29 protein-coding genes and 1 tRNA gene are annotated in these 26,991 nt (G+C 71.4%); 2 read left to right on the forward strand and 28 right to left on the reverse strand.

The window, feature by feature from the left end:
* Positions 1-40 precede the first annotated feature (40 nt).
* From prmC to ACZ7JZ_RS29640, 13 genes are all read right to left on the reverse strand, one after another.
* Positions 41-886, reverse strand: coding sequence for a peptide chain release factor N(5)-glutamine methyltransferase (gene prmC / locus ACZ7JZ_RS29580; protein ID WP_470944641.1), 846 nt, complete (start codon positions 884-886; stop codon positions 41-43).
* A gap of 66 nt (positions 887-952) precedes the next feature.
* Complete coding sequence (gene prfA, locus ACZ7JZ_RS29585) at positions 953-2,032, reverse strand: peptide chain release factor 1 (RefSeq protein WP_470944642.1); 1,080 nt, start codon at positions 2,030-2,032, stop codon at positions 953-955.
* A 126-nt stretch (positions 2,033-2,158) separates the two neighbouring features.
* On the reverse strand, positions 2,159-2,377 hold the full coding sequence (gene rpmE / locus ACZ7JZ_RS29590; protein ID WP_046909139.1) for a 50S ribosomal protein L31: 219 nt from the start codon (positions 2,375-2,377) through the stop codon (positions 2,159-2,161).
* Between the two features lie 144 nt (positions 2,378-2,521).
* Positions 2,522-3,646 (reverse strand): LCP family protein, encoded by a 1,125-nt coding sequence (locus ACZ7JZ_RS29595; RefSeq protein ID WP_470944643.1) that lies wholly within the window; start codon positions 3,644-3,646, stop codon positions 2,522-2,524.
* Between the two features lie 233 nt (positions 3,647-3,879).
* On the reverse strand, positions 3,880-5,532 hold the full coding sequence (locus tag ACZ7JZ_RS29600; protein WP_470944645.1) for a trypsin-like serine protease: 1,653 nt from the start codon (positions 5,530-5,532) through the stop codon (positions 3,880-3,882).
* 176 nt (positions 5,533-5,708) lie between these two features.
* A complete protein-coding gene (locus ACZ7JZ_RS29605) occupies positions 5,709-6,605 on the reverse strand; it encodes a S1 family serine peptidase (RefSeq protein ID WP_470944648.1) in 897 nt (298 codons plus the stop codon).
* 387 nt (positions 6,606-6,992) lie between these two features.
* The gene (gene rho / locus ACZ7JZ_RS29610) at positions 6,993-9,056 is read right to left on the reverse strand and encodes a transcription termination factor Rho (RefSeq protein ID WP_470944650.1); all 2,064 of its coding nucleotides are present in this window, start codon (positions 9,054-9,056) and stop codon (positions 6,993-6,995) included.
* Between the two features lie 466 nt (positions 9,057-9,522).
* The gene (thrB, locus tag ACZ7JZ_RS29615) at positions 9,523-10,440 is read right to left on the reverse strand and encodes a homoserine kinase (RefSeq protein ID WP_470944652.1); all 918 of its coding nucleotides are present in this window, start codon (positions 10,438-10,440) and stop codon (positions 9,523-9,525) included.
* A gap of 358 nt (positions 10,441-10,798) precedes the next feature.
* Positions 10,799-11,869 carry a threonine synthase gene (thrC, locus tag ACZ7JZ_RS29620; protein WP_470944655.1) on the reverse strand — a complete coding sequence of 357 codons (1,071 nt, stop codon included), beginning with the start codon at positions 11,867-11,869 and terminating at the stop codon, positions 10,799-10,801.
* 6 nt (positions 11,870-11,875) lie between these two features.
* Positions 11,876-13,165 carry a homoserine dehydrogenase gene (locus ACZ7JZ_RS29625; protein ID WP_470944694.1) on the reverse strand — a complete coding sequence of 430 codons (1,290 nt, stop codon included), beginning with the start codon at positions 13,163-13,165 and terminating at the stop codon, positions 11,876-11,878.
* Positions 13,166-13,295: 130 nt separating this feature from the next.
* Complete coding sequence (gene lysA / locus ACZ7JZ_RS29630; protein WP_470944658.1) at positions 13,296-14,687, reverse strand: diaminopimelate decarboxylase; 1,392 nt, start codon at positions 14,685-14,687, stop codon at positions 13,296-13,298.
* A gap of 109 nt (positions 14,688-14,796) precedes the next feature.
* Positions 14,797-15,981: an ArgS-related anticodon-binding protein NrtL gene (nrtL, locus tag ACZ7JZ_RS29635; protein WP_470944659.1), complete on the reverse strand. Its 1,185-nt coding sequence runs from the start codon at positions 15,979-15,981 to the stop codon at positions 14,797-14,799.
* Between the two features lie 114 nt (positions 15,982-16,095).
* Entirely contained in the window at positions 16,096-16,614 is a 519-nt protein-coding gene (locus tag ACZ7JZ_RS29640; protein WP_470944696.1) for a response regulator, read from the reverse strand.
* Positions 16,615-16,666: 52 nt separating this feature from the next.
* On the opposite strand from ACZ7JZ_RS29640, the gene ACZ7JZ_RS29645 reads away from it, so the two are divergent.
* Positions 16,667-16,738: transfer RNA gene (locus ACZ7JZ_RS29645), tRNA-Arg, on the forward strand.
* Between the two features lie 223 nt (positions 16,739-16,961).
* Here ACZ7JZ_RS29645 and ACZ7JZ_RS29650 read toward each other — a convergent pair.
* The 14 genes from ACZ7JZ_RS29650 to ACZ7JZ_RS29715 all read right to left on the reverse strand — a co-directional run bounded on the left by ACZ7JZ_RS29650 (position 16,962) and on the right by ACZ7JZ_RS29715 (position 25,517).
* Positions 16,962-18,335, reverse strand: coding sequence for a tyrosine-type recombinase/integrase (locus tag ACZ7JZ_RS29650; RefSeq protein WP_470944662.1), 1,374 nt, complete (start codon positions 18,333-18,335; stop codon positions 16,962-16,964).
* Positions 18,332-18,520, reverse strand: a complete 189-nt coding sequence (locus ACZ7JZ_RS29655; protein WP_470944664.1) for a helix-turn-helix transcriptional regulator — start codon at positions 18,518-18,520, stop codon at positions 18,332-18,334. The genes ACZ7JZ_RS29650 and ACZ7JZ_RS29655 overlap by 4 nt, the downstream gene beginning before the upstream one ends.
* A complete protein-coding gene (gene repSA, locus ACZ7JZ_RS29660; protein WP_470944697.1) occupies positions 18,517-19,884 on the reverse strand; it encodes a replication initiator protein RepSA in 1,368 nt (455 codons plus the stop codon). Before repSA ends, ACZ7JZ_RS29655 begins: the two co-directional genes overlap by 4 nt.
* Before the next feature lie 14 nt (positions 19,885-19,898).
* Positions 19,899-20,162, reverse strand: coding sequence for a hypothetical protein (locus ACZ7JZ_RS29665; RefSeq protein ID WP_189809275.1), 264 nt, complete (start codon positions 20,160-20,162; stop codon positions 19,899-19,901).
* Positions 20,150-20,827 carry a DNA methylase gene (locus ACZ7JZ_RS29670; RefSeq protein ID WP_470944667.1) on the reverse strand — a complete coding sequence of 226 codons (678 nt, stop codon included), beginning with the start codon at positions 20,825-20,827 and terminating at the stop codon, positions 20,150-20,152. Before ACZ7JZ_RS29670 ends, ACZ7JZ_RS29665 begins: the two co-directional genes overlap by 13 nt.
* Before the next feature lie 5 nt (positions 20,828-20,832).
* Positions 20,833-21,036 carry a hypothetical protein gene (locus ACZ7JZ_RS29675; protein ID WP_189809188.1) on the reverse strand — a complete coding sequence of 68 codons (204 nt, stop codon included), beginning with the start codon at positions 21,034-21,036 and terminating at the stop codon, positions 20,833-20,835.
* A gap of 91 nt (positions 21,037-21,127) precedes the next feature.
* Positions 21,128-21,457: a SpdD-like protein gene (locus ACZ7JZ_RS29680; protein WP_470944669.1), complete on the reverse strand. Its 330-nt coding sequence runs from the start codon at positions 21,455-21,457 to the stop codon at positions 21,128-21,130.
* A gap of 21 nt (positions 21,458-21,478) precedes the next feature.
* Positions 21,479-21,637: a hypothetical protein gene (locus ACZ7JZ_RS29685; RefSeq protein ID WP_402377875.1), complete on the reverse strand. Its 159-nt coding sequence runs from the start codon at positions 21,635-21,637 to the stop codon at positions 21,479-21,481.
* A gap of 15 nt (positions 21,638-21,652) precedes the next feature.
* A complete protein-coding gene (locus ACZ7JZ_RS29690) occupies positions 21,653-21,850 on the reverse strand; it encodes a mobile element transfer protein (RefSeq protein ID WP_189809191.1) in 198 nt (65 codons plus the stop codon).
* An 11-nt stretch (positions 21,851-21,861) separates the two neighbouring features.
* A complete protein-coding gene (locus tag ACZ7JZ_RS29695; RefSeq protein WP_470944673.1) occupies positions 21,862-22,593 on the reverse strand; it encodes a DUF2637 domain-containing protein in 732 nt (243 codons plus the stop codon).
* A gap of 12 nt (positions 22,594-22,605) precedes the next feature.
* Complete coding sequence (locus tag ACZ7JZ_RS29700) at positions 22,606-22,794, reverse strand: hypothetical protein (protein WP_470944676.1); 189 nt, start codon at positions 22,792-22,794, stop codon at positions 22,606-22,608.
* A gap of 87 nt (positions 22,795-22,881) precedes the next feature.
* Entirely contained in the window at positions 22,882-24,243 is a 1,362-nt protein-coding gene (locus ACZ7JZ_RS29705) for an FtsK/SpoIIIE domain-containing protein (protein ID WP_470944678.1), read from the reverse strand.
* Positions 24,244-24,245: 2 nt separating this feature from the next.
* Positions 24,246-24,602 (reverse strand): SCO3933 family regulatory protein, encoded by a 357-nt coding sequence (locus ACZ7JZ_RS29710; protein WP_189809193.1) that lies wholly within the window; start codon positions 24,600-24,602, stop codon positions 24,246-24,248.
* 138 nt (positions 24,603-24,740) lie between these two features.
* Positions 24,741-25,517, reverse strand: coding sequence for a GntR family transcriptional regulator (locus ACZ7JZ_RS29715; protein WP_470944680.1), 777 nt, complete (start codon positions 25,515-25,517; stop codon positions 24,741-24,743).
* A gap of 18 nt (positions 25,518-25,535) precedes the next feature.
* Here ACZ7JZ_RS29715 and ACZ7JZ_RS29720 point away from each other — a divergent pair, with 18 nt between their 5' ends.
* Positions 25,536-26,003, forward strand: a complete 468-nt coding sequence (locus tag ACZ7JZ_RS29720) for an NUDIX hydrolase (protein WP_470944681.1) — start codon at positions 25,536-25,538, stop codon at positions 26,001-26,003.
* Between the two features lie 21 nt (positions 26,004-26,024).
* On the opposite strand, the gene ACZ7JZ_RS29725 is transcribed toward ACZ7JZ_RS29720, so the two are convergent.
* Entirely contained in the window at positions 26,025-26,972 is a 948-nt protein-coding gene (locus ACZ7JZ_RS29725; protein ID WP_470944682.1) for a nuclease-related domain-containing protein, read from the reverse strand.
* Positions 26,973-26,991: the final 19 nt, after the last annotated feature.

Below are 26,991 nucleotides of genomic sequence, written 5' to 3' on the forward strand. Positions count from 1 at the left end.
GTCTCCTCGTGCGCGGGGGTGGGGGCGGGGCGGGGCTTCGTCACGGCAGCGCCTTGCGGGCGGTGGCGAAGCGCGGCCGGTTGTTGAGGTCGGGGTGGTCGGCGGCGTCGGCCCAGCCGCGCTCCTCGGCGAAGATCCAGGGGACCTGGCCGCCCTGGGTGTCCGCGTGCTCGACGACGACGATGCCGCCGGGGCGCAGCAGCCGGTGCGCGGTGCGCTCCAGGCCGCGGATGGTGTCGAGGCCGTCCTCGCCGGAGAACAGCGCCATCTCGGGGTCGTGGTCGCGGGCCTCGGGGGCGACGTACTCCCACTCGGTGAGGGGGATGTACGGCGGGTTGGAGATGACCAGGTCCACCTGGCCGTCCAGCTCGGGCAGCGCGGTGAGGGCGTCGCCCTGGTGGACGACGACGCGGGAGCCCTCGGCGTTCCTGCGGGTCCAGTTCAGGGCCTCGTCGGAGAGCTCGACGGCGTGCACACGCGAGCGCGGCACCTCCTGCGCCATGGCCAGGGCGATGGCCCCGGAGCCGGTGCAGAGGTCCACGATGAGGGGTTCGACCACGTCCATGGCCCGGACGGCCTGTATGGCCCAGTCGACCACCGACTCGGTCTCGGGCCGGGGGACGAACACCCCGGGGCCCACCTGGAGCTCCAGGTAGCGGAAGAAGGCGCGGCCGGTGATGTGCTGCAGGGGCTCGCGGGCCTCGCGGCGCGCGACCGCTTCCCAGTAGCGCGCGTCGAAGTCGGCGTCCTTGACGTGGTGCAGCTCACCCCGTTTGACGCCGTGCACCCAGGCGGCGAGCTCTTCCGCGTCGAAGCGCGGTGAGGGCACGCCGGCGGCGGCCAGCCGCTGGGTGGCCTGGGCCACCTCCGCGAGCAGCAGGTTCACGCTTCCTCCACCGGGGTCGTACGGGCTTGCAGGGTGCGGCCGGGGCGGCCGGGTCCCCGAGCGGGCTTACTGGGCGGCGGCGAGCTTGGCCGCGGAGTCCGCGTCCACGCAGGCCTGGATGACCGCGTCGAGCTCGCCGTCGAGGACCTGGTCCAGGTTGTACGACTTGAAGCCGACCCGGTGGTCCGAGATCCGGTTCTCGGGGAAGTTGTACGTACGGATCTTCTCGGACCGGTCGACGGTGCGCACCTGGCTGCGGCGGGCGTCGGCGGCCTCCTGCTCGGCGGCCTCCTGCGCGGCGGCCAGCAGGCGCGAGCGCAGGATGCGCATGGCCTGCTCCTTGTTCTGGAGCTGGCTCTTCTCGTTCTGGCAGGAGGCGACCACGCCGGTCGGCAGGTGCGTGATGCGCACGGCCGAGTCGGTGGTGTTGACGGACTGGCCGCCGGGGCCCGAGGAGCGGTAGACGTCGATGCGCAGGTCGTTGGCGTTGATCTCGACCTCGACCTCCTCGGCCTCCGGGGTGACGAGCACGCCGGCGGCGGAGGTGTGGATGCGGCCCTGGGACTCGGTGGCGGGGACGCGCTGGACGCGGTGCACCCCGCCCTCGTACTTCAGGCGGGCCCACACGCCCTGGCCGGGCTCGGTGGCGCCCTGGCCGCCCTTGGTGCGCACGGAGACCTGGACGTCCTTGTAGCCGCCGAGCTCGGACTCGGTGGAGTCGATGATCTCGGTCTTCCAGCCGACGCGCTCGGCGTAGCGCAGGTACATGCGCAGCAGGTCGCCGGCGAAGAGGGCGGACTCGTCGCCGCCCGCGCCCGCCTTGATCTCCAGGAGGACGTCCTTGTCGTCGCTCGGGTCGCGCGGGACCAGCAGCAGGCGGAGCTTCTCGGTGAGCTCCTCGCGCTGCGCGGTCAGCGTCTTGACCTCGGCGGCGAAGTCGGGGTCGTCGGCAGCGAACTCCTTGGCCGTCTCGATGTCCTCGCCGGCCTGCTTCCAGGCGCCGAAAGTGCCCACGATCGGGGTCAGCTCGGCGTAGCGCTTGTTGAGCTTGCGCGCGTTGGCCTGGTCGGCGTGGACCGAAGGGTCGGCGAGCTTCTTCTCGAGGTCGGCGTGCTCGCCGACCAGTTCCTCGACCGCTTCGAACATCGGGGGCTCCTGGGGTGAAGTGCGTGCAGGCCTGGGAGGCGCTGCAGGGGCTGCGGGACGACAAAGGCGCCGGTCCGGCCGCCCCCGAGTGCTCGGGGGCGGCCGGAGACCGGCGCCGGGGTCGCGCTACTTCTTGGCCGCGGCCTTGCCGAAGCGGGCCTCGAAGCGGGCCACGCGGCCACCGGTGTCGAGGATCTTCTGCTTGCCCGTGTAGAACGGGTGGCACTCGGAGCAGACCTCGGCACGGATGGTGCCCTCGGTCAGGGTGCTCCGGGTGGTGAACGACGCGCCGCAGGTGCAGCTGACCTGGGTCTCGACGTACTCGGGGTGGATCTCGCGCTTCAAGGTGTCTCCTAGTTTCGGGAGGGCGCCGGGTCGCAGGAGCCGAATTGCGCGCTGCGTGAACCGGGGCCGACGTACCAGTCTGCCAGGACCGGCCCGCCTGAACAAAATTCGCGGACGCTCCCCTCAACGGGGGCGGGCGGGTGTCTATTCCTTGACGAGCGAGCCCGCGGTCCCCTTGTCCCCGGCGGACTTCTCGGTGGCCGAGGCGGGGATCGGCCGGTCCGCGAGGAGGGCCTGCCAGACCTGCCCGGTCTCGGCCTCCAGCGGGACGACCCGGTTGGGGTCGATGCGGTCCGCACCCACCGGCAGGGTGATCATGTGCAGGTCCTGGGAGTCGATCTCGGCCAGGCCCGCGGCGAAGCCCATGAGCTCCTTGACGTCGCTGAGCTTGCTGTCGGTGGTGATGGCCTTGGTGCCGGTGTCGGCGAGGTCGAGGAGCCGCTTGGGGCTGTCGAAGACGCCGATGCTCTTGACCTGCTTGATCAGCGCCTTGATGAAGGCCTGCTGGAGCTGTATCCGGCCCAGGTCGCTGCCGTCGCCCACGCTCTTGCGGGTGCGGACCAGGCCGAGGGACTGCTCGCCGTTCAGGGTGTGGGTGCCGGCGGAGAGGTCGAGGTGGCTGGCCTTGTCCTTGATCGGCTTGGTGGTGGTGATCTCCACCCCGCCGAGCTTGTCGATGATCTTCTTGAAGCCGGTGAAGTCCACTTCGAGGTAGTGGTCCATCCGGATCCCGGACATCTTCTCCACGGTCTTGACCGCGCAGGCGGCCCCGCCGACGGTGAAGGACTCGTTGAACATCTGGCGCTCGCCGCCCGGGTCGACCGAGCCGCCCGCGGTGGTGCAGGAGGGCCGGGTGACCAGGGTGTCCCTGGGTATGGACACCACGCTGGCCTTCTTGTGGCCCTCGTAGAGGTGGACGATCATCGCGGTGTCCGAGCGGGCCGAGCCGCCGTCGTCCGCGCCGTACTCCGCGTTGTCCCCGCCGCGGCGGGAGTCGGAGCCGAGGACGAGGATGTCCATGGAGCCGTTGTCGACGTCCGCGGGGCGGTCGTTGCCCAGCGCGGCGTCGATGTCGACGCTCTTCAGGTTGCCGTTGAACTTCGTGTAGACGTAGCCGATCCCGGCGCCGCCGAGCACGATCGCCGCGGCGGCCGTCCAGCCGGCCGCCTTCAGCGCCCTGCGCCGCGGGGCCTGCCGGCGGCGGCGCCCCTGCCCGCTCCGGCCGGCCGCACGCGCGCCCGCCCTGCGGGGCCTGCTGTCCTCGGTCATGCTCTCCTCAGTTCTGCGGCTGTGCGCGCTGCGTCGTCCCCTGCCCCGGTGCCGTGCCCCTCCCGGCCCCCGCGGGCCGCGGGCCCCGGGCTTCCCGGGGGCCCGCATCCAGAGACGGGAGCGGCGGCCAAAGGGTTGCACGACGCACTGTGCCCACCGTGCGGGCACGGTGGGCACAGGGGTGGCACGATATGACGCCGTGATCAGACCGTTACACCGGTCTGACCTGGGCTTTAGCCGAAGAGGTTGTACGCGTTCCAGCCGGCACCGAAGTTGGTGCGTGTGGCGAAGGTCGCACCGGAGGAGGTGCCGTAGCCGCGGTACAGCCACATGGTGCCGGAGCTGTCGCGGGCCAGCAGGTCCGCCTTGCCGTCGTTGTTGACGTCACCGGTCAGCGTGATCTGGTTGTAGATCTGCCACCCGGCGCCGATCTTCACGCGGGCCGCGAAGGCCTTCGTGCTCAGCGCGCCCTGGCCCTTGTACAGCCACAGCACACCGGCGGAGTCGCGGGCCACGAGGTCGGCCTTGCCGTCACCGGTGAGGTCGCCGTAGCCGCGGACGGCGTTGTAGATCTGCCAGCCGAAGCCGACCTTGACGCCGGAACCGAAGGTGCCGTTGCCCTTGCCGGGGTTGATGTACAGGTCGCCGTTGGAGGTGACCGACACCACGTCCGGGAGGTCGTCGCCGGTCACGTCGCCGGGGGCGACGATCTGGCGGCGGGTCTGCCAGCCGGTGGTGACCTTGCTCCACGTCTTGCTGGCGCCGTTGAGCAGGTAGACGTCACCGCTCGCGTTGCGGCGGATCAGGTCCTGCGCGCCGTCCCGGTTGAGGTCGGTCTGGCGGATCAGGTTCGCGCTCGACGCGTCGCCCGCGCTGCTGCCCTTGGAGAGGGAGGTCAGCTTCGAGTGGAAGGGGTACAGGTCCCCGTTCGAGGTGTTGCGGGCGATCAGGTCCGCGGCGGAGTCGCGGTTCCAGTTCGCGTCGTAGACCTCGGCGCGCAGCGCGCCCGCGTACGCGGTGGCCTTGGCGTACACGCCGTAGGCACCCTTGTACACACAGCCGGTGACGCCCCACGAGACCACGCCGATCAGGCGGCCGTTGCGGACCAGCGGGCCGCCGGAGTCGCCGTTGCAGGCGGTGGTGGTGCCCGCGTTGGTGCCGGAGGCCGGCTTGCCCGCGCAGACCATGTGGCCCTTGACCAGCTGCGAACCCCAGAAGTTGTCGCAGGTGGTGTCGGCGACCAGCGGGAGGTCGGCCTTCTTGAGGTACTGCGACAGGCTGCCGTTCGAGGACGTGAGGCCCCAGCCGAAGACGGTCGCGGTCGCGCCGGCGGTGTAGTAGCCGGTGTCCGTGCTGCGGGCGAGCGGCAGGTTCTTCGCGCCGGTCTTCGCGGTCAGCGTCAGGACGGCGACGTCGTTGTCGAACGTCTGGTTGTTGTACTTGGGGTGGATCCACTGGCGCTGCACCTTGTAGGCGGTGCCGCCGTTGGGGTCCACGGTCCCGTTCGAGTAGATGGTCGCCAGCTGCGTACCGCCGGTGATCACGTGGCCGAACGTGCCGTAGTTCAGGCCCTCGACGCAGTGCGCCGCGGTGACGATCTTCGTGGGGGTGACCACGGTGCCGCCGCAGAACGAGCCCTTGTCCGGGTTGCTCGGGTCGAACCAGATCAGCTGCGCCATCCACGGGGCGCTGGAGATCGTGGTGGTGCCGCCGCCGATGATCATGGCGTCGGCCTGGGGCTTGTCGCCCGCCTTGCGCAGGGCCTGGAAGGCGGCCTCGCGCTGCTTGACCGGGTCGGCCTTGACCGGGGCGGCGCCGGAGTCGGCGGCCTGGGCGCCGGTGGCGCTCAGGGTGGCGCCGGCGAGGGCGAGAACGGACACGGCCACGGGGGCCACGAGAAGCCTTCTGCGCTGCAGACGGCCCGCACGAGTGCGTATGTGCACGCGTTCATCCTTCGGGATTGGTCCGGCGCGCACCCCCGGGAGGAGGTGCGCGCCGAAATCAGGAGTGGAAGCGGAACCGGTCCTTGGCTACCGGTCCCGCTCCGCGGCAGGGGTGCCGCTTAGTTGCGAAGCTGCGGCGCCACGATCTTCGCGTACGCGCTGTACTTCGCGAACACCGGGTAGGCACCCTTCGCGACGCAGTTCACGACGCCCCACGAGGTGACGCCCACGAGGCGGCCCTTGACGATCAGCGGACCGCCCGAGTCGCCGTTGCAGGTGGTGGTGGTGCCGCGGTCGCTGCCGGTGGCCTTCTTGCCCGCGCAGACCATCAGGCCCTTCTTGAACTTGCTGCCCCAGACGTAGCGGCTGCCGCAGGTGGAGTCCGCCTGGATGGGGAGCACCGCGTGCTTCAGGTTGGGCGAGATGTTGTTGCTGCGGGAGCTGTAGCGGCCCCAGCCCGCGGTGACGGCCTTGGTGCCGGGGCGGTAGGAGGCCTTGTCCGTGGCGGTGGTGACCTTGAGCGGCTTGACCGAGGTCTTCTTCGCCAGGGTGAGGACCGCGATGTCGTTCGCGTAGGTCTTCGGGTTGTACTTCGGGTGGATCCACTGCTTCTTGAGCTTGATCACCTTGCCGCCGTAGAGGCCGCCGTTGTCGGCCACGTGCGTGGCACCGACGACGACTACGCCCTTGGTGACGTAGTTGCGGCCCTTGACGCAGTGGGCAGCGGTGACGATCTTGCGCGAGTTCACGACGGAACCGCCGCAGAAGTACCCGCGGCCACGGCTGTCCTGGACCCACAGCTGCGCCATGAAGGGGTACTTCTTGATGCTGGTCTTCGCCCCGCCGATGATGTACGAGTCGCGCTCCGGGGTCGACTGCACCCCGGCCGCCTTGATGATGCTCATCAGCTGGGCCTCGGCCGGGTCGGCGGCCGGAGCGGAAGCGGCGCCGGCCGGAGCCACGCCGGTGGCCAGCAGGCCCGCAGCCATCGCGGACGCGAAGCCCACGGACGTCATACGGCGCACGGTCTTGGAAAGGAACACTCAAACTCCCCGTAGAACGGATACGAGCGGCACGTCCGGGGAAACTGCTCCGGCAGGCGGAGCGCAGCGGAACTGGAAGCGGAACGCCCCCTGGCCGCTACCGCGGTGGCTGCGGACGAGCAGCTCAACCGGTGTCCCCCGACGTGCGGCCCGCCGATCGTATGACGTGTCCGCGACCAACTCCAATCAATAGAAGTCGAGTTACAGAAGCAAGGCGACTTTGTGACAAGACCCGGAAATACCGAAGGTAGTTGAGGAAACAACCACCAGCGGAGGCGGGAGCGGAAGCCCGGCCGGCCGCCGGACAGCAGAGTGCCCCGGCACCGAAGTGCCGGGGCGCTCTGCGCTGTTGACGGACCGTCAGTCGTCGTTCTTGCCCGACGGGGTCGTCTTCGCGATCTGCATCAGGAACTCGGCGTTCGACTTCGTCTGCTTCATCTTGTCGAGGAGCAGCTCGATCGCCTGCTGCGAGTCGAGCGCGTGCAGCACCCGGCGCAGCTTCCAGACGATGCTGAGCTCCTCGCTGTTGAGGAGGATCTCCTCCTTGCGCGTACCCGACGGGTCGACGTCGACCGCCGGGAAGATGCGCTTGTCGGCGAGCTTCCGGTCGAGCTTGAGCTCCATGTTGCCGGTGCCCTTGAACTCCTCGAAGATCACCTCGTCCATGCGCGAGCCGGTGTCGACCAGCGCGGTGGCCAGGATGGTCAGCGAGCCGCCGTCCTCGATGTTGCGCGCCGCACCGAAGAAGCGCTTCGGCGGGTAGAGCGCGGTCGAGTCGACACCACCGGACAGGATGCGGCCGGAGGCGGGCGCCGCGAGGTTGTACGCGCGGCCCAGGCGGGTGATGGAGTCGAGCAGGACGACCACGTCGTGACCCAGCTCCACGAGGCGCTTCGCGCGCTCGATGGCCAGCTCGGCGACGGTGGTGTGGTCCTCGGCCGGGCGGTCGAAGGTCGAGGAGATGACCTCGCCCTTGACCGACCGCTGCATGTCGGTGACCTCTTCCGGACGCTCGTCGACCAGGACGACCATCAGGTGGCACTCGGGGTTGTTCGTGGTGATCGCGTTGGCGATCGCCTGCATGATCATGGTCTTGCCGGTCTTCGGCGGGGCCACGATCAGACCGCGCTGGCCCTTGCCGATCGGCGACACGAGGTCGATGATCCGCGTGGTCAGCACGCCCGGGTCCGTCTCCAGGCGGAGGCGGTCCTGCGGGTACAGCGGCGTCAGCTTCTGGAACTCGGGGCGGCCGCGGCCGGACTCCGGCGCCATGCCGTTGACCGAGTCGAGGCGCACGAGCGCGTTGAACTTCTCGCGGCGCTCGCCCTCCTTCGGCTGGCGCACGGCACCGGTGACGTGGTCGCCCTTGCGCAGGCCGCTCTTGCGGACCTGGGCGAGGGAGACGTAGACGTCGTTCGGGCCGGGCAGGTAGCCGGAGGTCCGGATGAACGCGTAGTTGTCGAGGATGTCGAGGATGCCCGCGACGGGGATCAGCACGTCGTCGTCGGCGACCTGCGGCTCGTTCGGGCCGAACTCGTCGCGTCCGCGACGGCCGCGGCGGTCGCGGTAGCGCCCGCGGCGGCCCCGGCGGCCGTTCTCGTCGTCGAAGTCGTCCTGCGGGCCGTTGTCCCGCGGCTGCTGCTGGCCCTGGCCCTGCTGGCCGCGGTCCTGACGGTCCTGGCCCCGGCCGCCGCCCTGCTGCTGGCGCTGGCCGCGCTCCTGCTGGCCGCGGTCCTGGCCCTGCTCCTCGCCCTTGCCGCGCTCACGGCGGTCGCGCTGACCGCGCTCGCCGCGCTCACGGCGGTCGCGGCGGCCGCGGCCCTCGCCGTCCTGCGCGGACACGGCGCCGACGTCGGCCTTCGCCTCGGCCTGCACGGACTCGGTCCTGGTCTCGGCCTTCGGCTCCGCCTGGACCGCGGTGGCGGCCGGGGCGGACTGCTCGGGGCTGCCCGAGGGGGCGGTGGCGCGGCGGCGGCGGCGCTCGCCGGCCGGCTGCTCGTCGCCCTGCTCCGCGGCGGGAGTCTTGGGGGACGGCTGGCCCGGGATGTCGATCTGCTGCTGGGCGGCCGGCTTCTCGGCGCGCGCGGCGGCAGGGGCCTCGGCGGGCGCCTCGGCGGCCGCACGGGCCTTGGAGGCGGCGGTGCGGCGCTTCGGCTTGGCCTCGGCGGCGTCGGCGGAAGCGGCAGCGGCCTTGGGGGCGCCCGCGCCCGCCTGGGCCTCCTTGATGACCTCGATCAGCTGGCTCTTGCGCATCCGCGCGGTGCCCCTGATCCCGAGGCCGGAGGCGACCTGCTGCAGCTCGGCCAGGACCATGCCCTCGAGGCCGGTGCCGGAGCGGCGACGCTTGGGCGCGGCGCCCGCGGCGGGCGCGCTGCTGTCGACGGAGGTGTCGGCAACGCCCATCAGATCGGTGGTGTCGCTCACGAAGGGTCCTTCCCTGGAGCGGACGTCGGCCTGTCTGGCTCGGCGACCGGTTGTGCTGTCCGGCCGCGGTCCATTGCGTGGACCGTGCCGGGGCGGTGGTCCGCCGGTACACGTACGGCGGAGGAAATTAGTGCATGGGTTCCGGCGAGAAGCCCCCCAGCTGGAAGCGTGGGAATGTCACGCCGATTCCGGAGCGTGGCTCGTAACTGCCTGGCAGTGGTCAAAGCAGTCGGGGAGGCTCCCGGAAGAAAGGTGGTCCCGGATGGGGACACAGAGCACCGAGCCGCAAAGGCTTCGGCTGCGTACTTGAGGTTAACACTACCGGATCCAACAGACATTCCCCCTCTCAATCACCGGCAATCGCATGACTCACCGGCAGGCGCGCCCCTGCGTGCCCATTTCCGCAGGAGCGCCTTTGTGCGCTTTCGTGCAGGCGCCGCCCGGCCCGGCAGCGGGCCGGGCGGGCTCAGCCGCCGAGCGGCAGGACGCTCGCACCCGCGGCGTCGAGGGCGAGCCGGTTGGCCGCCCACCCCTCGCCCGCGAGCAGCGCGACCTTGTCGGCCGCACCGTGTTCGACCAGCGCGAGGACCGTCGGGCCCGCGCCGGAGATGACCGCGGGGACCCCGTCCGCCCGCAGCCTGTTGACCAGGGCCGTGCTCTCCGGCATCGCCGGGGCGCGGTACTCCTGGTGCAGCCGGTCCTCGGTGGCGGGCAGCAGCAGCTCGGGGCGCCTGGTCAGCGCCTCCACGAGCAGGCCGGCCCGGCCCGCGTTCACCGCGGCGTCGACGTGCGGGACGGTACGGGGCAGCAGCCCGCGGGCCGTCTCGGTCAGCACCGGCTTCGAGGGGACGAAGACCACCGGAACGATGGAATCGCTGGGTTCCATCCTGATGGCCTTGGCGGAGCCGCCGTCCATCCAGGCCAGCGTGAACCCGCCGAGGAGGCAGGCGGCGACGTTGTCGGGGTGGCCCTCGATCTCGGTGGCCAGCTCCAGCAGCGCGGCGTCGTCGAGCTTCGCCTCGCCGCCTATGGTCACGGCGCGGGCGGCGACGATGCCGGCGCAGATCGCAGCGGAGGAGGAGCCGAGGCCGCGGCCGTGGGGGATGCGGTTGGCGCAGACGACCTCGAGGCCGCGCGGCTGCCCGCCGAGCAGGTCGAAGGCCGTGCGCATGGAGCGTACGAGCAGGTGGCTCTCGTCGCGCGGCAGGGAGTCGGCGCCCTCGCCCGCGATGTCGATGTTCAGGCCGGAGTCGGCCACCCGGACGACCACGTCGTCGTAGAGCCCCAGGGCGAGGCCCAGGGCGTCGAAGCCGGGGCCGAGGTTGGCGCTGGAGGCGGGGACGCGCACCCGTACGGCGGCGGCGCGGAAGGCGGGACCGGCCATCGCTCGATGACACTCCTTGTGACTGGCTGCGAGATTTCGCGGCGAATGTACTGCAGAAGGTACGACATCCACAGACCCGGCGAGCCGCTGACGGCGGACCCCCGGCATATGCAGCGGCGCGGCGGCATATGCGGCTGACGGATGTAAGTACAGCCTATCGAAGGAAGGTTCTGTCACGACATAGGGCGCACAGGAGGCGCACGATGCGTGTCGCGGGCCTCCTGTGCCCCTTTGTCTCGGTACCGCCGGGACTGCGGGGGACTGACCCCGGCCGCCGCGGGGAAGCCGGGCCGGGGCGCTCCCCCGGCCCGGCTTCAGACCCGTACCGGACCCTCTCCGGGCCCGGGCGGTACAGGCGTCAGGCCAGGCCCAGGCGGGCCGCGGCGGCCTCGGCGTCCACCGGCACGGTGACCGGCTGCGGGGCGCCGGCGACGGCCCAGTCGGGGTCCTTCAGGCCGTTGCCCGTGACGGTGCACACGATCTTCTGGCCCGGGTCGACCAGCCCCGCCTCGGCGGCCTTGAGGAGGCCCGCCACGGAAGCGGCGGAGGCGGGCTCCACGAACACGCCCTCCTGGGCGGCCAACAGCCGGTACGCGGCCAGGATCTGGCGGTCCGTCACCTCGTCGATGAAGCCGCCCGACTCCTCCTTGGCCGCCAGGGCGTACTCCCAGGAGGCCGGGTTGCCGATCCGGATCGCCGTGGCGATGGTGTGCGGCTCCTTGACGACCTCGCCGCGCACGATCGGCGCCGAGCCGGAGGCCTGGAAGCCCCAGACCCGCGGGGTGCGGGTGGCCAGGCCGTCGGCCCGGTACTCCTTGAAGCCCTTCCAGTACGCGGTGATGTTGCCCGCGTTGCCCACCGGCAGGACGTGGATGTCCGGGGCGTCGCCGAGCGCGTCCACGATCTCGAAGGCGGCGGTCTTCTGGCCCTCGATGCGGACCGGGTTCACCGAATTGACCAGCGCGACCGGGTAGTTCTCGGAGAGCCGGCGGGCCAGCTCCAGGCAGTCGTCGAAGTTGCCGTCGACCTGGAGGATCCGCGCGCCGTGCACCAGCGCCTGGCCCATCTTGCCCAGGGCGATCTTGCCCTGCGGCACGAGCACCGCGCTGACCATGCCCGCGCGGACCGCGTAGGCGGCCGCGGAGGCGGAGGTGTTGCCCGTCGAGGCGCAGATGACGGCCTTGGCGCCGTCCTCCTTCGCCTTCGTGATCGCCATGGTCATGCCGCGGTCCTTGAAGGAACCGGTCGGGTTGGCACCCTCGACCTTCAGGTGCACCTCACAGCCCGTGCGCTCGGAGAGGACCTGAGCGGGGACCAGGGGCGTGCCGCCCTCGCGGAGCGTGACCACGGGGGTCGCGTCCGTCACCGGAAGGCGGTCCCGGTACTCCTCGATGATGCCGCGCCACTGGTGGGTGCGATGGGTGCTCATGGGTGCTTACTCCCCTTCAACGCGCATGATGCTGGCGACACCGCGGACGGTGTCGAGCTTCCGCAGCGCCTCGACGGTCCCCGAGAGGGCCGCGTCGGGCGCGCGGTGGGTGACGACGACGAGGCTGGCCTCGCCGTCCTTGCCCTGCTGCCGGACGGTGTCGATCGAGACCCCGTGGAGGGCGAAGACGGTCGCCACCTGGGCGAGCACGCCCGGCTTGTCGGCCACGTCGAGGCTGATGTGGTACCGGGTGACGACGTCGCCCATGGGGCTGACCGGCAGCTGGGTGTACGCCGACTCGCCGGGCCCCGTTGCCTCGGCGAGCTTGTTGCGGCAGACGGCGACGAGGTCGCCGAGAACGGCCGAGGCGGTCGGCGCGCCGCCCGCCCCCGGGCCGTAGAACATCAGCCGCCCGGCCGCCTCCGCCTCGACGAAGACGGCGTTGTAGGCCTCGCGCACGGAGGCGAGGGGGTGGCTGAGGGGGATCATCGCCGGGTGGACGCGGGCGGTGACGGACTCGCCGTCGGCCGCGCGCTCCAGGATGGCGAGGAGCTTGATGGTGCAGCCCATGCGCTTCGCGGATGCGAAGTCCGCGGCGCTGACCTCGGTCATCCCCTCGCGGTACACGTCGTCCAGGCGGACGCGGGTGTGGAAGGCGATGCCGGCCAGGATCGCGGCCTTGGCGGCGGCGTCGTAGCCCTCGACGTCGGCGGTCGGGTCGGCCTCGGCGTACCCGAGGGCGGTGGCCTCGTCCAGCGCCTCCTGGTAGCCGGCGCCGGTCGAGTCCATCTTGTCGAGGATGAAGTTCGTGGTGCCGTTGACGATGCCCATCACGCGGTTGATCTTGTCGCCGGCGAGGGACTCGCGCAGCGGGCGGATCAGCGGGATGGCGCCGGCCACGGCGGCCTCGTAGTAGAGGTCCTTGCCGTGCTGCTCGGCCGCGGCGTGCAGGGCGGCGCCGTCCTGGGCGAGCAGGGCCTTGTTCGCCGAGACGACGGACGCGCCGTGCTCGAAGGCGGTGGTGATCAGGGTCCGGGCGGGCTCGATCCCGCCGATGACCTCGATGATCACGTCGATGTCCCCGCGTTTGACCAGGGCGGTCGCATCGGTGGTGATCAGCGCGGGGTCGATGCCCTCGCGCACCTTGGAGGGGCGCCGCACGGCCACGCCGGCCAGTTCCACGGGCGCGCCGATCCTCTGCGCGAGGTCGTCGGCGTGCGTCGTCATGATGCGCGCCACCTCTGAGCCGACCACTCCACAGCCCAGCAGCGCCACCTTCAGCGGACGCGTACGCATCATCGACCTACGCCTTTCGTCAAAAACCCGGCCTGCACTGCGCAGGCCGTGGAAGAGCACGGTGTGAACCAGTCTCACGCACTGGACACAAGTTTCCACCCTCGGTCCAGTGCGTGAGACGCCAATTTCATTATCCGAGGTCGAGACTCAAGAGATCCTCCTCCGTCTCGCGCCGGACGATCACCCGGCCCGCCCCCTCGCGGACGGCCACGACCGGCGGGCGCAGGGCGTGGTTGTAGTTGCTGGCCATCGAGCGGCAGTACGCACCGGTGGCCGGGACGGCGACCAGGTCGCCCGGGGCCAGGTCCGCGGGCAGGTAGGCGTCCCGTACGACGATGTCGCCACTCTCACAGTGCTTGCCGACCACACGGGACAGCATCGGCGCGGCGTCCGAGCGGCGCGACACGAGCGCGACGCTGTACTCGGCGTCGTAGAGGGCGGTGCGGATGTTGTCCGACATGCCGCCGTCGACGCTCACGTACGTGCGCAGCCCCTCCAGCGGCTTGACGGTGCCGACCTCGTACAGGGTGAAGGCGGTGGGCCCGACGATGGCGCGGCCGGGCTCCACGGAGATCCGCGGGGTGCGCAGCCCGGCGGACTCGCACTCGCGGGTGACGATCTCGCTGAGCGCCTTGGCGATCTCGTGGGGCTCGCGGGGGTCGTCCGCGGAGGTGTAGGCGATGCCGAGGCCGCCGCCGAGGTCGATCTCGGGCAGCTCGACGCCGTGTTCGTCGCGGACGGCGGCCAGCAGCTGCACCACGCGGCGGGCGGAGACCTCGAAGCCGGCCATGTCGAAGATCTGCGAGCCGATGTGCGAGTGGATGCCGGTGAGCTCCAGGCTGTCGTGCCCGAGGGCCCGGCGCACGGCCTCGGCGGCCAGCCCGTCGGCCACGGCGATGCCGAACTTCTGGTCCTCGTGCGCGGTCGCGATGAACTCGTGCGTGTGCGCCTCGACGCCGACCGTGACGCGGATCTGCACCTTCTGGCGCACCCCGAGCCCGGCGGCGGCGTGCGCGACCCGGGCGATCTCCTGGAAGGAGTCGAGCACGATCCGGCCGACCCCGGTCTCGATGGCGCGGCGGATCTCGGCGGCGGACTTGTTGTTGCCGTGGTACGCGATGCGCTCGGCCGGCATCCCGGCGGCGAGCGCGGTCGTCAGCTCGCCCGCGGAGCACACGTCGAGGTTGAGCCCCTCCTCCTTCAGCCAGCGCACAACGGCCTTGGAGAGGAAGGCCTTTCCGGCGTAGTAGACGTCGGCCTCCCGGCCGAAGGCGTGCGCCCAGGCGCGGCACCGGTCGCGGAAGTCCTCCTCGTCGAGGAAGTACGCGGGCGTGCCGAACTCCTCGGCGAGCCGGGTCACTTCGATGCCGGCGACCGAGACCACACCGTCCGCACCGCGGCTGACGGTCTTCGACCAGACCTTCTCGTCAAGGACGTTGAGGTCGGCGGGCGGGGCGGTGAAGTGGCTCTCGGGGAGCACGTCCCCGTGGCGGGGACCTGCGGGATGCGCGGAACGGCTCATCGTTCGGGTCTCTCTCTGCTGTCCGGGCCTCCGGCCCCGGGCTCCTCCGGGACTCCGGGGATCCTGGGGCCTTCGTATCCGGCGGATCTGGAACGGATCTGGGACGGATCTACATGACTTCGGGTGCTTCGATACCGAGCAGGGACAGGCCGCCGGCCAGCACCGTCCCGGCGGCTTCGGCGAGGGCCAGCCGGGAGCGGTGGGCGGCCGAGGGTTTCTCGTCCCCCTTGGGGAGCACGCAGTGCTGGAAGTCCAGGAGGGCGTCGGCGGTCAGCGCGAGGTGCCTGGTGATCCGCTCGGGAGACCGGTGGTGTGCGGCCGCCTCGAGCACGAGCGGGTACTCGGCGACGAGCCGGAGCAGCACCCGGGGGTCGCGGGCGCCGGGGATGCGGTGACTCCCGCGGTCCGGGGAGCCGCTGCTGTACGGAGGGTCGCTGCTGTACGGAGAGCCGTCGCGGCGCGGACCCTCGGGTTCGGGGTGGTCGGGTTCGGGGTGGTCGGGTCCGGGGCCATCATGGCGCGGATCCTCGTACAGCGGCTCGAAGCCGAGCAGAGCGGCGGCGCGCAGCAGCGCCAGGGCGCGGGTACGGGCGTACCGGACCCGGAAGCAGGGGTTGGAGTCGTCCTGCGGAAGCGGCGCATCCGGCAGCCGCAGGTCCTCCCGGGCGGGCACGGCGAGCATCAGCCACTGCACATCGGCGCCCCCGAGCACCTCGTAGCCCCGCCCCGAGGCCCCCCTGACGGCCCCCACCCGCACGACGCCGCGGCCCTTCCCCTGAACCTGCTGCGCCCCTGGGGCCCCTTGCGCCCCTTGGATCCCTTGCGTGCTGAGAATCCGCCGCACAGCACCCCGCACGACCTCTTCCCGCCCGGCCCCGAACGGATTGGCCCCGCGAACGGCAACCCCCCCGAAACCCTGCCCCTGCCCCTGCCCCCTGTACCCGAACCGCAGCCCTTCCCTCCGCACCAGGCCCACCAGGCTGGGAGTGCCGGGGGTACCGGAACCCGCTGCACTCTCCAGTACAAAGTTCAGGAACCCAGGCCCCGTGACCTGCACGGACGCGATCCCGCCCGTGCCGTCGATCTTCGAAGCGAGCAGCTCGGCCAGGGCGTACGGGGCCATCCCGGCCTCGCGGGCGAGCCGCAGCGCAACGGTGCAGGCGTAGTCCCCGACCCCACCGGGCCGGGACCGCTCGACCACGATCCGGTCGGGCACGGCGGCATGCAGCTCCCCGCTCTCGACGGCGCTGCGCACGGCGCGCACGACGGTACGGGAGAGGTCTGCGGGGGTCACGGGTCCAGCGTAGGGGAGGAGGCCCTCACGACCGCGAAGGGTTTCGCCATGTGGATGCCGGAGCTACGGCGCCCCCTCATCCTTCGGCCGGCCTACCGCCCCGCCCCCTGCGGCTCAGCCGCCTCCGCGCGCCCACCCCGCCTGGGCCCGGCGCCCCTCCCTCTCCATCAGCCGCCGCACGACCCGCACCAGCTCGGCGGGCTCGAAGGGCTTGGCGAGGAAGGCGTCCACGCCGAGCGCGGAACCGTCCTCGACCTCGTACTGCGTACACGCGCTGACGATGGCGACGGGGAGGTGGCTGGTACGCGGATCGGACCGCAGCCGCGCGGCGGTCCCGAGCCCGTCGAGCCGCGGCATGACGACGTCGAGCGTGACCACGTCGGGCCGCACTTCGTGGACGACGTCCAGGCATTCGGCACCATCGTTCGCGGTCACGACCTCGAAGCCCTCCAGCTCGAGATTGACCTTGATCAGCTGCCGGATGACCTTGTTGTCGTCGACAACAAGCACCCGGCCCGAGGCGCCTGACACAACTCGAGAGTAGGTGGGCCCCGGCCCCCGCGTCCGGGTTTTCCCCACTTCCACCCCGTCCGAGCGACCCGACCACCCCTCCCCCGCAAACCAGTTCCTGATCACCCCGGGGAAGCTGGTAGGGTTCTACCCGTCGCCGCAAAGCAGACGACACGCCCCCGTAGCTCAGGGGATAGAGCAACGGCCTCCGGAGCCGTGTGCGCAGGTTCGAATCCTGCCGGGGGCACTTCGCAGGAAGTGCCCAAAGACCCCGCCATCAGCGGCAACGCTGAGAACGGGGTCTTCGCGTATGTGCAGCCAACTGCCCCTGTGCGCAGCCGTATGCCAGGGCCCGCGGACTATTCGTGGACGGGATCTTGAGCCGTCGGCGCAGGTCAGCCCAGGAAACGCCGAAGGCCCCCGGACAGGTCCAGGGGCCTCGCGGTCTATCGCACCTCTTGCGCGCTCACTCACTCGTACTCGCGTAACAGGTCCTCGATCCGCCGGTTCGCCACCTCCTGCCGACCGTCCAGGCACTTGGCGTACCGGCTCAACAGCACCTCCACGCTGTTGCCCGCGCGCTCGGCGACCTCGGTCGGGTCGACGCCCGCGTTGAGCCACGTGGACAGCGCCGAGTGTCGGAGGTCGTACGGCCGGTGCGCGAGCGGCGAGGCCGCGACGGCCGGCGGCAGGGCGAGGACCCGGGCTTCCTGCCAGGCCCGGTAGTACGTCGAGGAGGACACCACTCCCCCGCCCTCACTGGCGAACAGCCGACCGTCCGCAGCCGTGCCGAAGGTGTCCAGGTGCTCCCGGAGGATGGACACGAGCTGGGGCGGGATCGGCACCCGGCGGACGTCCTCCACGGGCCGGTTCTTCAGCCCCCGGTCGTCGTGGCTCTCCCCCGAATCGGTCCACTGCTTGCCCACGCTCGGCCGGGTGCGGTGCAGCAGGGCGGTGCCCCAGCCGGAGTCCGGCAGGGTCAGGTCCGGCTCGGAGAGACCGACCGCTTCGGCCGGCCGGAAGCCCCCGAAGTACATCCCGGCGAAGAGGCCCACCAGGCGCCGGCCGCGGGCCCGGCGGTAGCCGCCGACGTACGAGACCGCGTGCAGGAGCGCGCGGGCCTGCTCCGGGTTGGCCACGACCCGGGGGTCCACCTCGTTCGAGACCTTGGGCTTCTGCCAGCGAACAGCCGCGAGCGGGCTCTCTCGGAACTCGCCGAGGTCCACGGCGTAGAGCAGGGCGTTCACCAGCGTGCGCCGCTTCCGCCGTACGGTCTCGGCAGCCGCCGCGGTCCCGTCCAGCTTGAGCTTCAGCGAGTCGAGGACCGCACGGCCGAGTGCCGGATCGGTGAGGTCGGACAGCGGCCGGGAGGCCTTGGCCACCCAGTGCAGGACGTTGCCGACGTCGGCCGGAAGCTCCCGGTCGTCCGGGGCGGGGAGGACGAAGGCCCAGTTCCTGAGGGCCTTGCGCAGCTCAGCGTCCGCAGGTCGGCCGGGCCGGTCGTTCAGGAGCGCCATCGTGACCGAGGTCAGGGACTCGTTGATCCCGTCCCGGGTGTTCGGGGCCGCGTGCGGCCACTTCATGGCGAGGTACTTGAGCGCGAAGGCGTACCAGGTCAGCGTCGGCTTCTGCTCGGCCATCGAGCCGGGGAGCCCCGAGCCCGTGTCGAACTCCTCACCGTCACGGGCCGCCCGCATGAGCTTGGACCGGTAGTTGTCCGCGAGCCCCTTCGTCCGGAAGGACTCTGAGAACACCTGCCCGGACACGGACCAGCGGACGTCGTAGGAAGGCCGCTTGGTGTCCCGCTTCCGGACGCTCCAGATCTTGACGTCCAGCGACTTCACGCGGCAGCCCCTTCCCGGGACCGCAGCCAGGCGTGGAAGTCGGAGCGCCAGACCCGCAGCTCGCCGTTGGGCAGCGTGAAGGCCTTGGGCGCCTTGCCCAGCTCTCGCCACCGGTAGAAGGTCCGCCGCGAGATCCCCTTCAGCTCGGCGAGAACCTCCGCGGTGGTCATCAGCTCGTCCTTCATACCGCGTCTCCTTCCGGGGCAGGGAGGTCTTGCAGGGCTTCACGGGCGGTCCGGCGGTTGAGCTGGATGCCGCGGGCGATGGTGGCGGCGAGGGCGGACTCGCCGGGGGTGTGGCCGTGGCCGGCGTACTGCCAGGAGGAGAGGACGAGGACCGTGTCCGGTGCGGCGTCGAAGGCGTGCTGTTCCTGGGCGGCCCGGTAGTCGGCGCGGGTCTGGCGGAGGGCGCCGAGGGTGGTGGAGTACTGGCGGGACTTGGTGGAGAAGTGGCCGCGGAAGCCGAGCATGTGCGACCAGGCGGCGAGGCGGCGGTCCGGGTACAGCGGGTCCAGGTCGAGGCAGGCCGTGATCAGGCGGGCGGCGTGGTCGGGGACGTCGAGGAGGACAAGGGCTTCGCGGTTGCCGATGCGGCGGTCGAGGGTGCCGGTGTCCTCGGCGGCCTTGGTGGCGTACTTGGCGACGTACGAGGCCACGGCCTGTTCGGTGATGTCGGAGCCGTCGCCGAAGGCCTTGATGGGGCGTACGTCGAGCTGGGTGCCCCAGCGGAGGGTGCGGGCGGGCTGGTCGCCGGCGGCGGGGACGGTGAGGGTCGTGTAGGCGTGGGCGGCGGCGGCCCGGATCGCTTCGGAGAGCAGGTGGGTGGAGGCCCAGTGGGGCGGCGGGGTGGAGGGGCCGCCGGGTCCGTCGAGGCGGATCACGGCGTGGAAGTGGATCGCTCCGCGCTTCTGGAACTCGGCGACCTTGCCGAAGGAGACGCGGCAGGACTCGGCGAGCTCACGGCGGGTGAGGCCGGCGCGTAGGGCGAGCTCGCGGCGGAGGCGGTTGGCGAAGCGGGCCCAGAGCTGTCCGGCGTGGTTGTTGAAGAGGACGGCGCCGGCGTAGTCGTAGGTGGCGGGGTCGAGGGCGGTGCCGAGTTCGGCCGCGTCCTCGTGGTGGCGGGTGCCGCAGCGGCAGGGGCGGCCGGTGGCGGGGCGGTTGTGGACCGGGCCGAAGGACGGGGCAGTGAGGGTGGCGAAGACGCGGGGGTGCTCGCGGACGGTGGCGGGGACACCGCGCCGGTCGTCTCCGGCGAGTCCCGCCCGGATCAGGTGGTACGTGTCGCCCGCGTAGGTCCAGGCGCAGGAGGGGCAGCGGGAGGCCCGGCGGTTGCCGCAGGCGATCCGGAGCCGGCCGCCGGGCTCGTCGGCGGTGGAGTAGCGGTGCAGCGCCAGCCCCGTGGCCTTGTCGGTCGTAGCGGTCCAGCCGGTGATGTGGATGGGGTCGGCGCAGCCGCCGGTGCGGTGGACCTGCTCTTCCCAGCGGCGGAAGCCGGGGGACCCGGCCACCCTCAGCGCATCGGCGAGGGTGGCCGGGTCCAGGCCCGCCATGGTGGCGGTGTGGGTCACGCGTGGTCTCCCTGGTTCTTCTTGGGGGCCGGGTCGGAGAAGAAGCGCCAGGAGCCGAGGACGGTGGAGTTGCCGTTCCGGTCCGGCGGGGTGCTCTGGCGGGGCTCGTCGGGGTGCCGGTCGTTCCAGTCCTCGGCGCACACCTTGTGGACGGGCTCGCCGCGGTGGGACCGAAGGGGGGTGGGCTTGCCGCAGAGGGTGCAGGCGCAGTCCCCGGAGTGGTCGAAGTGGCGGTTGTCGCGCCAGTTCAGGAGGCCCATGCCAGCACCTCCGCCCGCCGGTGGTGGTCGAGGAACTGTTCGCCGATGTGGCGGGTGTAGGCGGGCGGGATCGCCTGGGCGAGCGCGCGGCGGTCGGACGTCCAGCCGATGCCCATGGCGGTCTGCCACTGGGGGACGGTGCCCTTGCCGCCGCCCTGGCCGTAGACGGCGAAGTACGGGCCGGTGTGCGTACGGCCGTGGCGGACGCCGGCGACCCGGCCACGGTGGCGCAGGTGCGGGGTCTGGAGCGTGGGGAAGCCGTGGACCTCGAAGACCCGGTGGCGAATCACGCCGAGCCCGAACATCTCCCCGCACAGCACCAGGTCCGGGCGCAGCGGGGCGCTGGGAACGTTCTCGATGACGTAGGGGCGGCCGGTGGCGAGGAGGGCGGTGCGACCGGCGGGGATGAGGTCGGGGTACGTGCGGCCCCGGTTGGTGCCCTTGGTCAGGGTGGAGTGGGACTGGCAGGGCCAGGAGGCGTGGACCAGGTCGAAGCCAGCGCCGTGGCGGCGGACGAAGTCGACCGCGTCGCCCTGGTGGAACTCGAAGGGGTAGTCGGGCTGGGGGTTGACGTCCACGCCCACGACGTCCAGGCCGGCGAGGTGGTAGCCCATCCCGGCGCCACCGGCCCCGCAGCACAGGTCCAGGACCCGAAGACGGCCCACGGGCCTCACCGTCCGGCCCTGGCGGCGGAGGCGGACGGCGATCCGGTGCGCCCGCTCTGACGGGTGCCGGTGCCGTGGCAGGCCTTGCAGTGGGCGGTGATCGTGCGCAGGTGGCCGGCGGGGGTGCGGCCGCCGAGGGTGATGGCGACGGAGGCGTGACCGTCGCAGTCGGGGCAGATGTGTCCCCGGGCAAGGGTGTGCTGGGCCATGATGGTGCTTCCTTCCGGATCGTTTGGTTCGGGCAGGAGCACGGCGCCGGGACGGCGGAGACTTGGCGGTTGAGGCCGTCCCGGGGCCGGATCAGCGGTGGGTCTGGCCGTTCAGCAGCGACCGCAGGACGACGGCGCAGACGGCGACCGAGGCGCCGGTGATGGCGACGGCGAGCAGCAGCGAGACCAGCACCGCACCGACGACCAGAACCAGGCCCGCACCACCGGCGACCGCGGCGACGAGGCCGGTCGGGGTGAGGCGGACAGCCGGGATCTGTACACGAGGCTGAGCCACCGGCGCCGCGACCGGGGCGGGGGCAGGGACGGACGTCGGGTCCGGCACGGCGGGCGCGGTCGGGTGGGCCAGCGGGGTCACGAGGCCGGTCGGCAGGGGGTTGGTCGGGATCTTGGGGCGGAACATGGCTGTTCTCCCTTCATGGGGTTACTTGGTGATGGCTCCGTCGATGACGGGGGCGAGGAGGCTGTCCGCGAGGAGGTAGCCGCCGAGCAGGAGCACGGCGATCAGCCACCAGGGCGGGCGGACGAGCTTGACGCCGAGGGCGCCGACGGCGATCAGGGCGAGCCAGAGCGGGACGTCCATGACGGTCTCCTGGGGTCAGGTGATGCGGCAGCGGTGGGCGCGGGCGGCGAGCTGGGCGGCGGTGCTGGAGGCGTAATTGGCGACCGACCATCCGCAGTCCTCGGCGGTGCAGACCGCGGCGTGCCGGGTGCGGCCGTTGCGGCGGTCGCGGTAGGTGCCGATCTGCACCGGGCCGATGCGCATGAGCGAGGTGAAGCGGTCGAGGGCGGACACGGGATCTCCTTTCAGGCGAGTTGGGCGGCGATCGCGTCGGCCATCGGGGCCGGGACGCCGAGGCGGGCGCGGAGGGCGGACGGGTCGAGCGGGGTGCCCGTACGGGCCTGGTGGTCGGCAGCGAGGCGCCGGGCGTGCTCGACCAGGGCGAGCGGTACGGCCGGGGCTAGCGACTCAGGGATCGGTACGGGGTCGGGCTCAGTCACCGCCGGGTCCGGGGCCGCGGTCGGCAGTTCGGGCACGTCGGGGACTTCAGGGATGGGATCGGGCTCGGGATCGGGCTGGGGGTCCGGCTCCCGCTCGATCACCGTGAGGGCGGGACCCTTCACGGGGTCCGAGGTCTCGCCGTGATCGGGGGCAGTCGCGGCCGGGGGCCGGTGGTGGGCGAGGAGGGTGCCGCCGAGGAAGGCGAGGGCGGGCCAGCCGGCCACGAGGATCCGCAGCCAGGCCGGTACGTCGTCCAGGTCGAGCAGTCCGGCGGTGGCGACGTTCGCCCCGAGCGAGGCGGCGAGGGCCACCGTGAACCAGAGCCAAGCCGAACCGGTCGGGCATCCGGCCTTCCGAAGCAGCCGGAGCCGGTGCCAGGCAGCGACGAGGAGCAGGTCCACGCTGACCGGGTAGGCCCAGGCCTTCCAGCCGGTCTGGCCGGCCGCTTCGGCGAGGTCGTGCAGGTGGGCGAAGGACAGGGCCCCGGCGATGACGGCCTGTACGAGCACCGCGTCCAGGCGCAGGGTGCGGGCCATTGTCCGCTCCTCTCAGGTGGTCGCGGTCTGGCCGGCCCCGAAGCAGGTCAGGCAGACGGCGGTCTGCTTGTCGCCGGTCTTCCGGCGCCCGCGGGGGCCGACACAGACGCTCTCGTCGGTCTCGCCGGACCCGTGGCAGTCCGGGCACTCGATGACCGCGGGCTTGGGCCTGCGGGCCGTGTTCTTCCTGGTCGTGGCCATGGCGAACGCTCCTTTCGGATCGGTTGAGGGCATGGCTGGGTAGGGGCGTGGCGTGTCGAGGTCACGCCGACCTTGGTGCGATGGGGTTCAGACGCCGGCCGCGGATTGCTTGGGCAGGACCTTGCCGGTCAGCGGCGGCGCGGGGACCGCGGGCCGGAACGGGGCCAGTTCGCCGATGTCCGGGGTCCGGTGCGCGTTGGCGTTGCAGACGTCCACGGCGCGGCGGATCGAGAGGTGCGGGGTGCGGATGCGGACCCAGCCGCCGGAGGAGTCGCCGGCCACGGCGGTACCGGGGCGGTCGGCCGCGATCCGTACGGTCGCGAGGGCCGCGTCTTGGGCGATGTCACCGAAGGCCATGTTTGCCGAGGTCTCGTCGTTGACGCGGTGCGCGGTGCGGCCGGTGAGCTGGGCCCGGAGCATGGTGATCCCCTTGCCGAGCTCTGATCCGAACCGCTGGCCGCAGATCTCCAGATAGATGCCGGCGGCCCGGCCGAGCTGGGCGAGGCGTACCAGGTCCGTGATGATCTGGTCGCGCCGCCGTTCTTCGTCCTTGGTGACGTACAGGGCGAGTTCGGCGACTTCATCGACCAGCAGGACCACCGGCACCGGCCGCAGGTGCCGCGGCAGGTCCCAGATGTTGGCGGTGATCTCCGCGTCGGGCACGTCGAGGCTGATGCCCTGCTCGCGCCGGATCAGGTCGTAGATACGGGACATGTAGCGGACGAGTGCGGCGAGCACGTCCGCGGCGGTTTCGGGGTTCTCGGCGAGGGCCGTGAAGCGCCGCGCCAGCGGGGCGAGTTCCACCCCGTTCTTGCAGTCGATGCCGACCAGGGCGACGCGGTGGGTCGCGAGGCCGACGACCAGGTTGCGGAGGTAGACGGACTTGCCGGACTGCGTGGCGCCGACGTTCAGCGCGTGCGGCACCTGGAGGTAGTCCCGGCAGAAGACCTGCCCGTCCTCCCTCAGCGCCACGGGAACGCTCATCGGGTGTTCGTCCCGTACGGCTGGCATCCGTACCCGCTTGAGTACGTCGTAGCCGGTCATCCGCAGTTCGACGACTCCCGAGCGGACTTCCCGGGCGATCACGTTGTACATCGCGAAGGAGTGCCGGAGCCGGTCCGAGGCGGCGGAAAGGTCATACGCGTCCTGGCCGGGCCGAAGCCGGAGCCGGAGCACGAGGCCGGTCCGGGTCGGCCGTATCCGCAGGATGCGCGGGGCCCGCCACTCCGGGACTTCGCGCTTCGACCAGCGGGCCAGGGTCAGGCGCCACCGGGGCGGCGGGACGGTGAGCCCGCAGGCTTCCATCACCGACCGGTAGCGGACCAGGACCCGTACGACCGCGAAGACGATCCCGAAGGCCATCCAGTACCAGGCCGGCCGCCACCACCGGAGCACCAGCACGGGTGCGACGAAGGCGACCAGCAGCAGCGCGACCGCTAAGGCGTCCACGTTCAGGCGCCCTTGGCCTTCGACGCGTCCGCGGCGAGCGAGGTCACGGCGATGGCCTTGAAGGAGATGCCGTGCCGCTTCTGGCCGTTGAACTCGTTCTCCCAGGGTCGGGCGACGAGACCGGTCAGGGCCACCGGGGTCCCCATGGTCAGGTCGCCGGTGATGCCGGGCTTGGGCACGACCACGGACAGGACCTCGGCCTCGCCGTACGCGGCGAAGAGCACGTCCACGGTCATGAGCGTGGCGTTCGTCTCGGGGTCGGTGGCGATCTCGCCGGTCCGCCGGTCCTTGATCTTCGGGGTCGGGGGCTGGGCCACCATCACCATGGCCGCGGCGGTGTCGATGGGGAGCTGACGCACGCAGATCACTCCTCTATAGAGGTTCGACTCCGTCACTCATGTATATGAGTGACATGAAGAAGAGTGCCCGACTCCTATACATGAGTCAACCCGCTACGAGAGAAAACTCGCAGCGGGTTGAAGGGACTTGAGGGCGCGTCAGTCCTGAGCGGGGATCCGGTACTCGAAGACGAACTGGTCAGCCGCCATGAGGGTGTCGCAGACCTCGACCACACGCCCCTTGGTCGTCACGGCGTTCCGGAGCAGCCGGACCACCGGGGCGCCGGGGCTGAGAGCCAGCTCGGACACCTCCGCCGCCGTGGCCTGCCGAGCCTGGAGCGTCTCCACGAACTCCGCGAACACGTGCCCGTGGTCTTCGAGCCGGGCGTAGATGCCCCCGCCGCCCGGGTTCTCGGCGAACAGCTCGGGGATCTCCTTCACCACGTCCCACGGCAGGTAGGAGCTGGCCGTCTCGACCGGCGTCCCGTTGCGGAAGTAGAGCCGCCGGCGGGCGAGCACCTGGGTGCCTTCGTCCACGCCGAGCCGATCGGCGATCTCCCCCTCAGCCGCCAAGGGGCCGATGTACAGCACGCTGACCTTGGCTTCCGCCCCGGACTGCGTGGACTCGGCGAGGTACGCAGCCTTGCCCTCCTGCCGCAGCGAGCGGCGGAAGCGGTCCGAGGACCGGTGCCGCACCGGCGGGCGGTCTTTGACTATCGACCCCTTGCCGTGGCGGGTCTCGACCAGCCCGCTCGCGCGGACCTCCACCATGGCCTTGCGTACGGTCCCGACGGAGACGCCGTAGCGGTCCATCAGCTCCGACTCGCTCGGCACCATCTGGCCGGCGCTGAGCACCCCCGCCCGGATCTGCTGGACAAGGTCGTTCGCCACCTGCAAGTACTTGGGTACGGCCTTGCCGTTGCTTGCGGTTCCCATGCTCCTTCTCGGCCTCCTATGCTCCTGTACATGAGTACGGGAGCCCCGAAGGTCCAGTCAACGCCCCTCCACTCCGTGTCCGTGGCGGGCGCGGTCGTGCGCGAGGACGGCCGGCTGCTGGCGATCCAGCGCGCGGACAACGGGACCTGGGAACTCCCCGGCGGAGTCCTGGAGCTCACCGAGTCCCCCGAGGACGGCGTACGCCGCGAAGTCCTGGAGGAAACCGGCATCCACGTGGCGGTAGACGAGCTGACCGGCGTCTACAAGAACACGACCCGGGGCGTGGTCGCCCTGGTCTTCCGCTGTAGGCCGACAGGCGGCACGGAGCGCACCTCCGATGAGTCCACGGCCGTCGCATGGCTCACCCCCGACGAGGTAGCCGACCGCATGGCCGAGGTCTTCGCCGTACGTCTCCTGGACGCCTTGGACGGAGCGGGCCCCCACGTCCGCAGCCACGACGGGCGCCGGCTGATCGACGCGAGCTGAGCCGACGATCCACTACGGCCCTCAGGCAGTAGCCCAGGCCTGCCGGTGCCGGGCGACGGCGTAGATCTGCTCCACTTTCCGAGCGTCGAGCACTCCGGTGGCGTGCGCGAGGGCCGCGAGGCTGCGGTCGTTGTAGACCTGCACCGTCTGCCGAGGCGAGGCGAGTTCGACCGCTGCCGGCTGCACGAAGATCAGCAGCGGGGCCACCTCCACTGAGAAGCCGCAGTGGGCAGTCAGCACCTTGGCCGCGCGTTCGGCTTCCCGCCGGGCCTTCTTCGGGATGGGGTACCCCGGCCCGTGATCGACCTTGACGACGTCGTCGCCGACCCAGACGTTCCGTCCGGTGAAGTTCTTCGTGTTCAGCGTGAACACCCCGCCGGGCCCGATCAACAAGTGATCGATGTCGTGCTTCGGCGGCAACGGCACCGAGTGCAAGACCACCCAGCCATGCCCAAGGAACCGCCGCAGTTCCTTCCCGACCTTCCGCTCCCCCACCAGGCCCTTGCGCCAGCTGTCCATCCTTGCGGGGCGCCGCAGCACCACATCGAGCCACCGCTGTGCGAGCCCGGGCCCCTCCGCGGCCAGCTTCTTCTTCAGCCCCTCACCGGGCTTGTTCCGCGCCAGATCGTCACCGTCAGCCAGGGGCGGCAGCGAAGGAGGCACCGAAGGCCGAGGAGGAGGCGACACCTGAGAGGTCGGCCGGGGCTCAGGCTGCGGCCGAGAGACGAGTGGCGGAGGCACCGACCCCCGCATCTTCGGAACCTTCCCAGCCGTGGCCCCGTTGGCACCACCCTCCGTCGGCACGTACCGAACGAGCGCCATGAGCACCTCTGCCTGTAACTCCGGACGCTTCAACTCCAGATGCCCGCTGACCTGATCAAACCAAGCCACCTCACCGCCATCGGAGTCATTCACATAGAGCCGGTCTCGCCCATACCGCTTCCATGCCTTGACCGTCAGCTCCCCCACAGGCCCCCCTCAGCCTTGG

Source organism: Streptomyces sp. NPDC038213 (assembly GCF_055600495.1).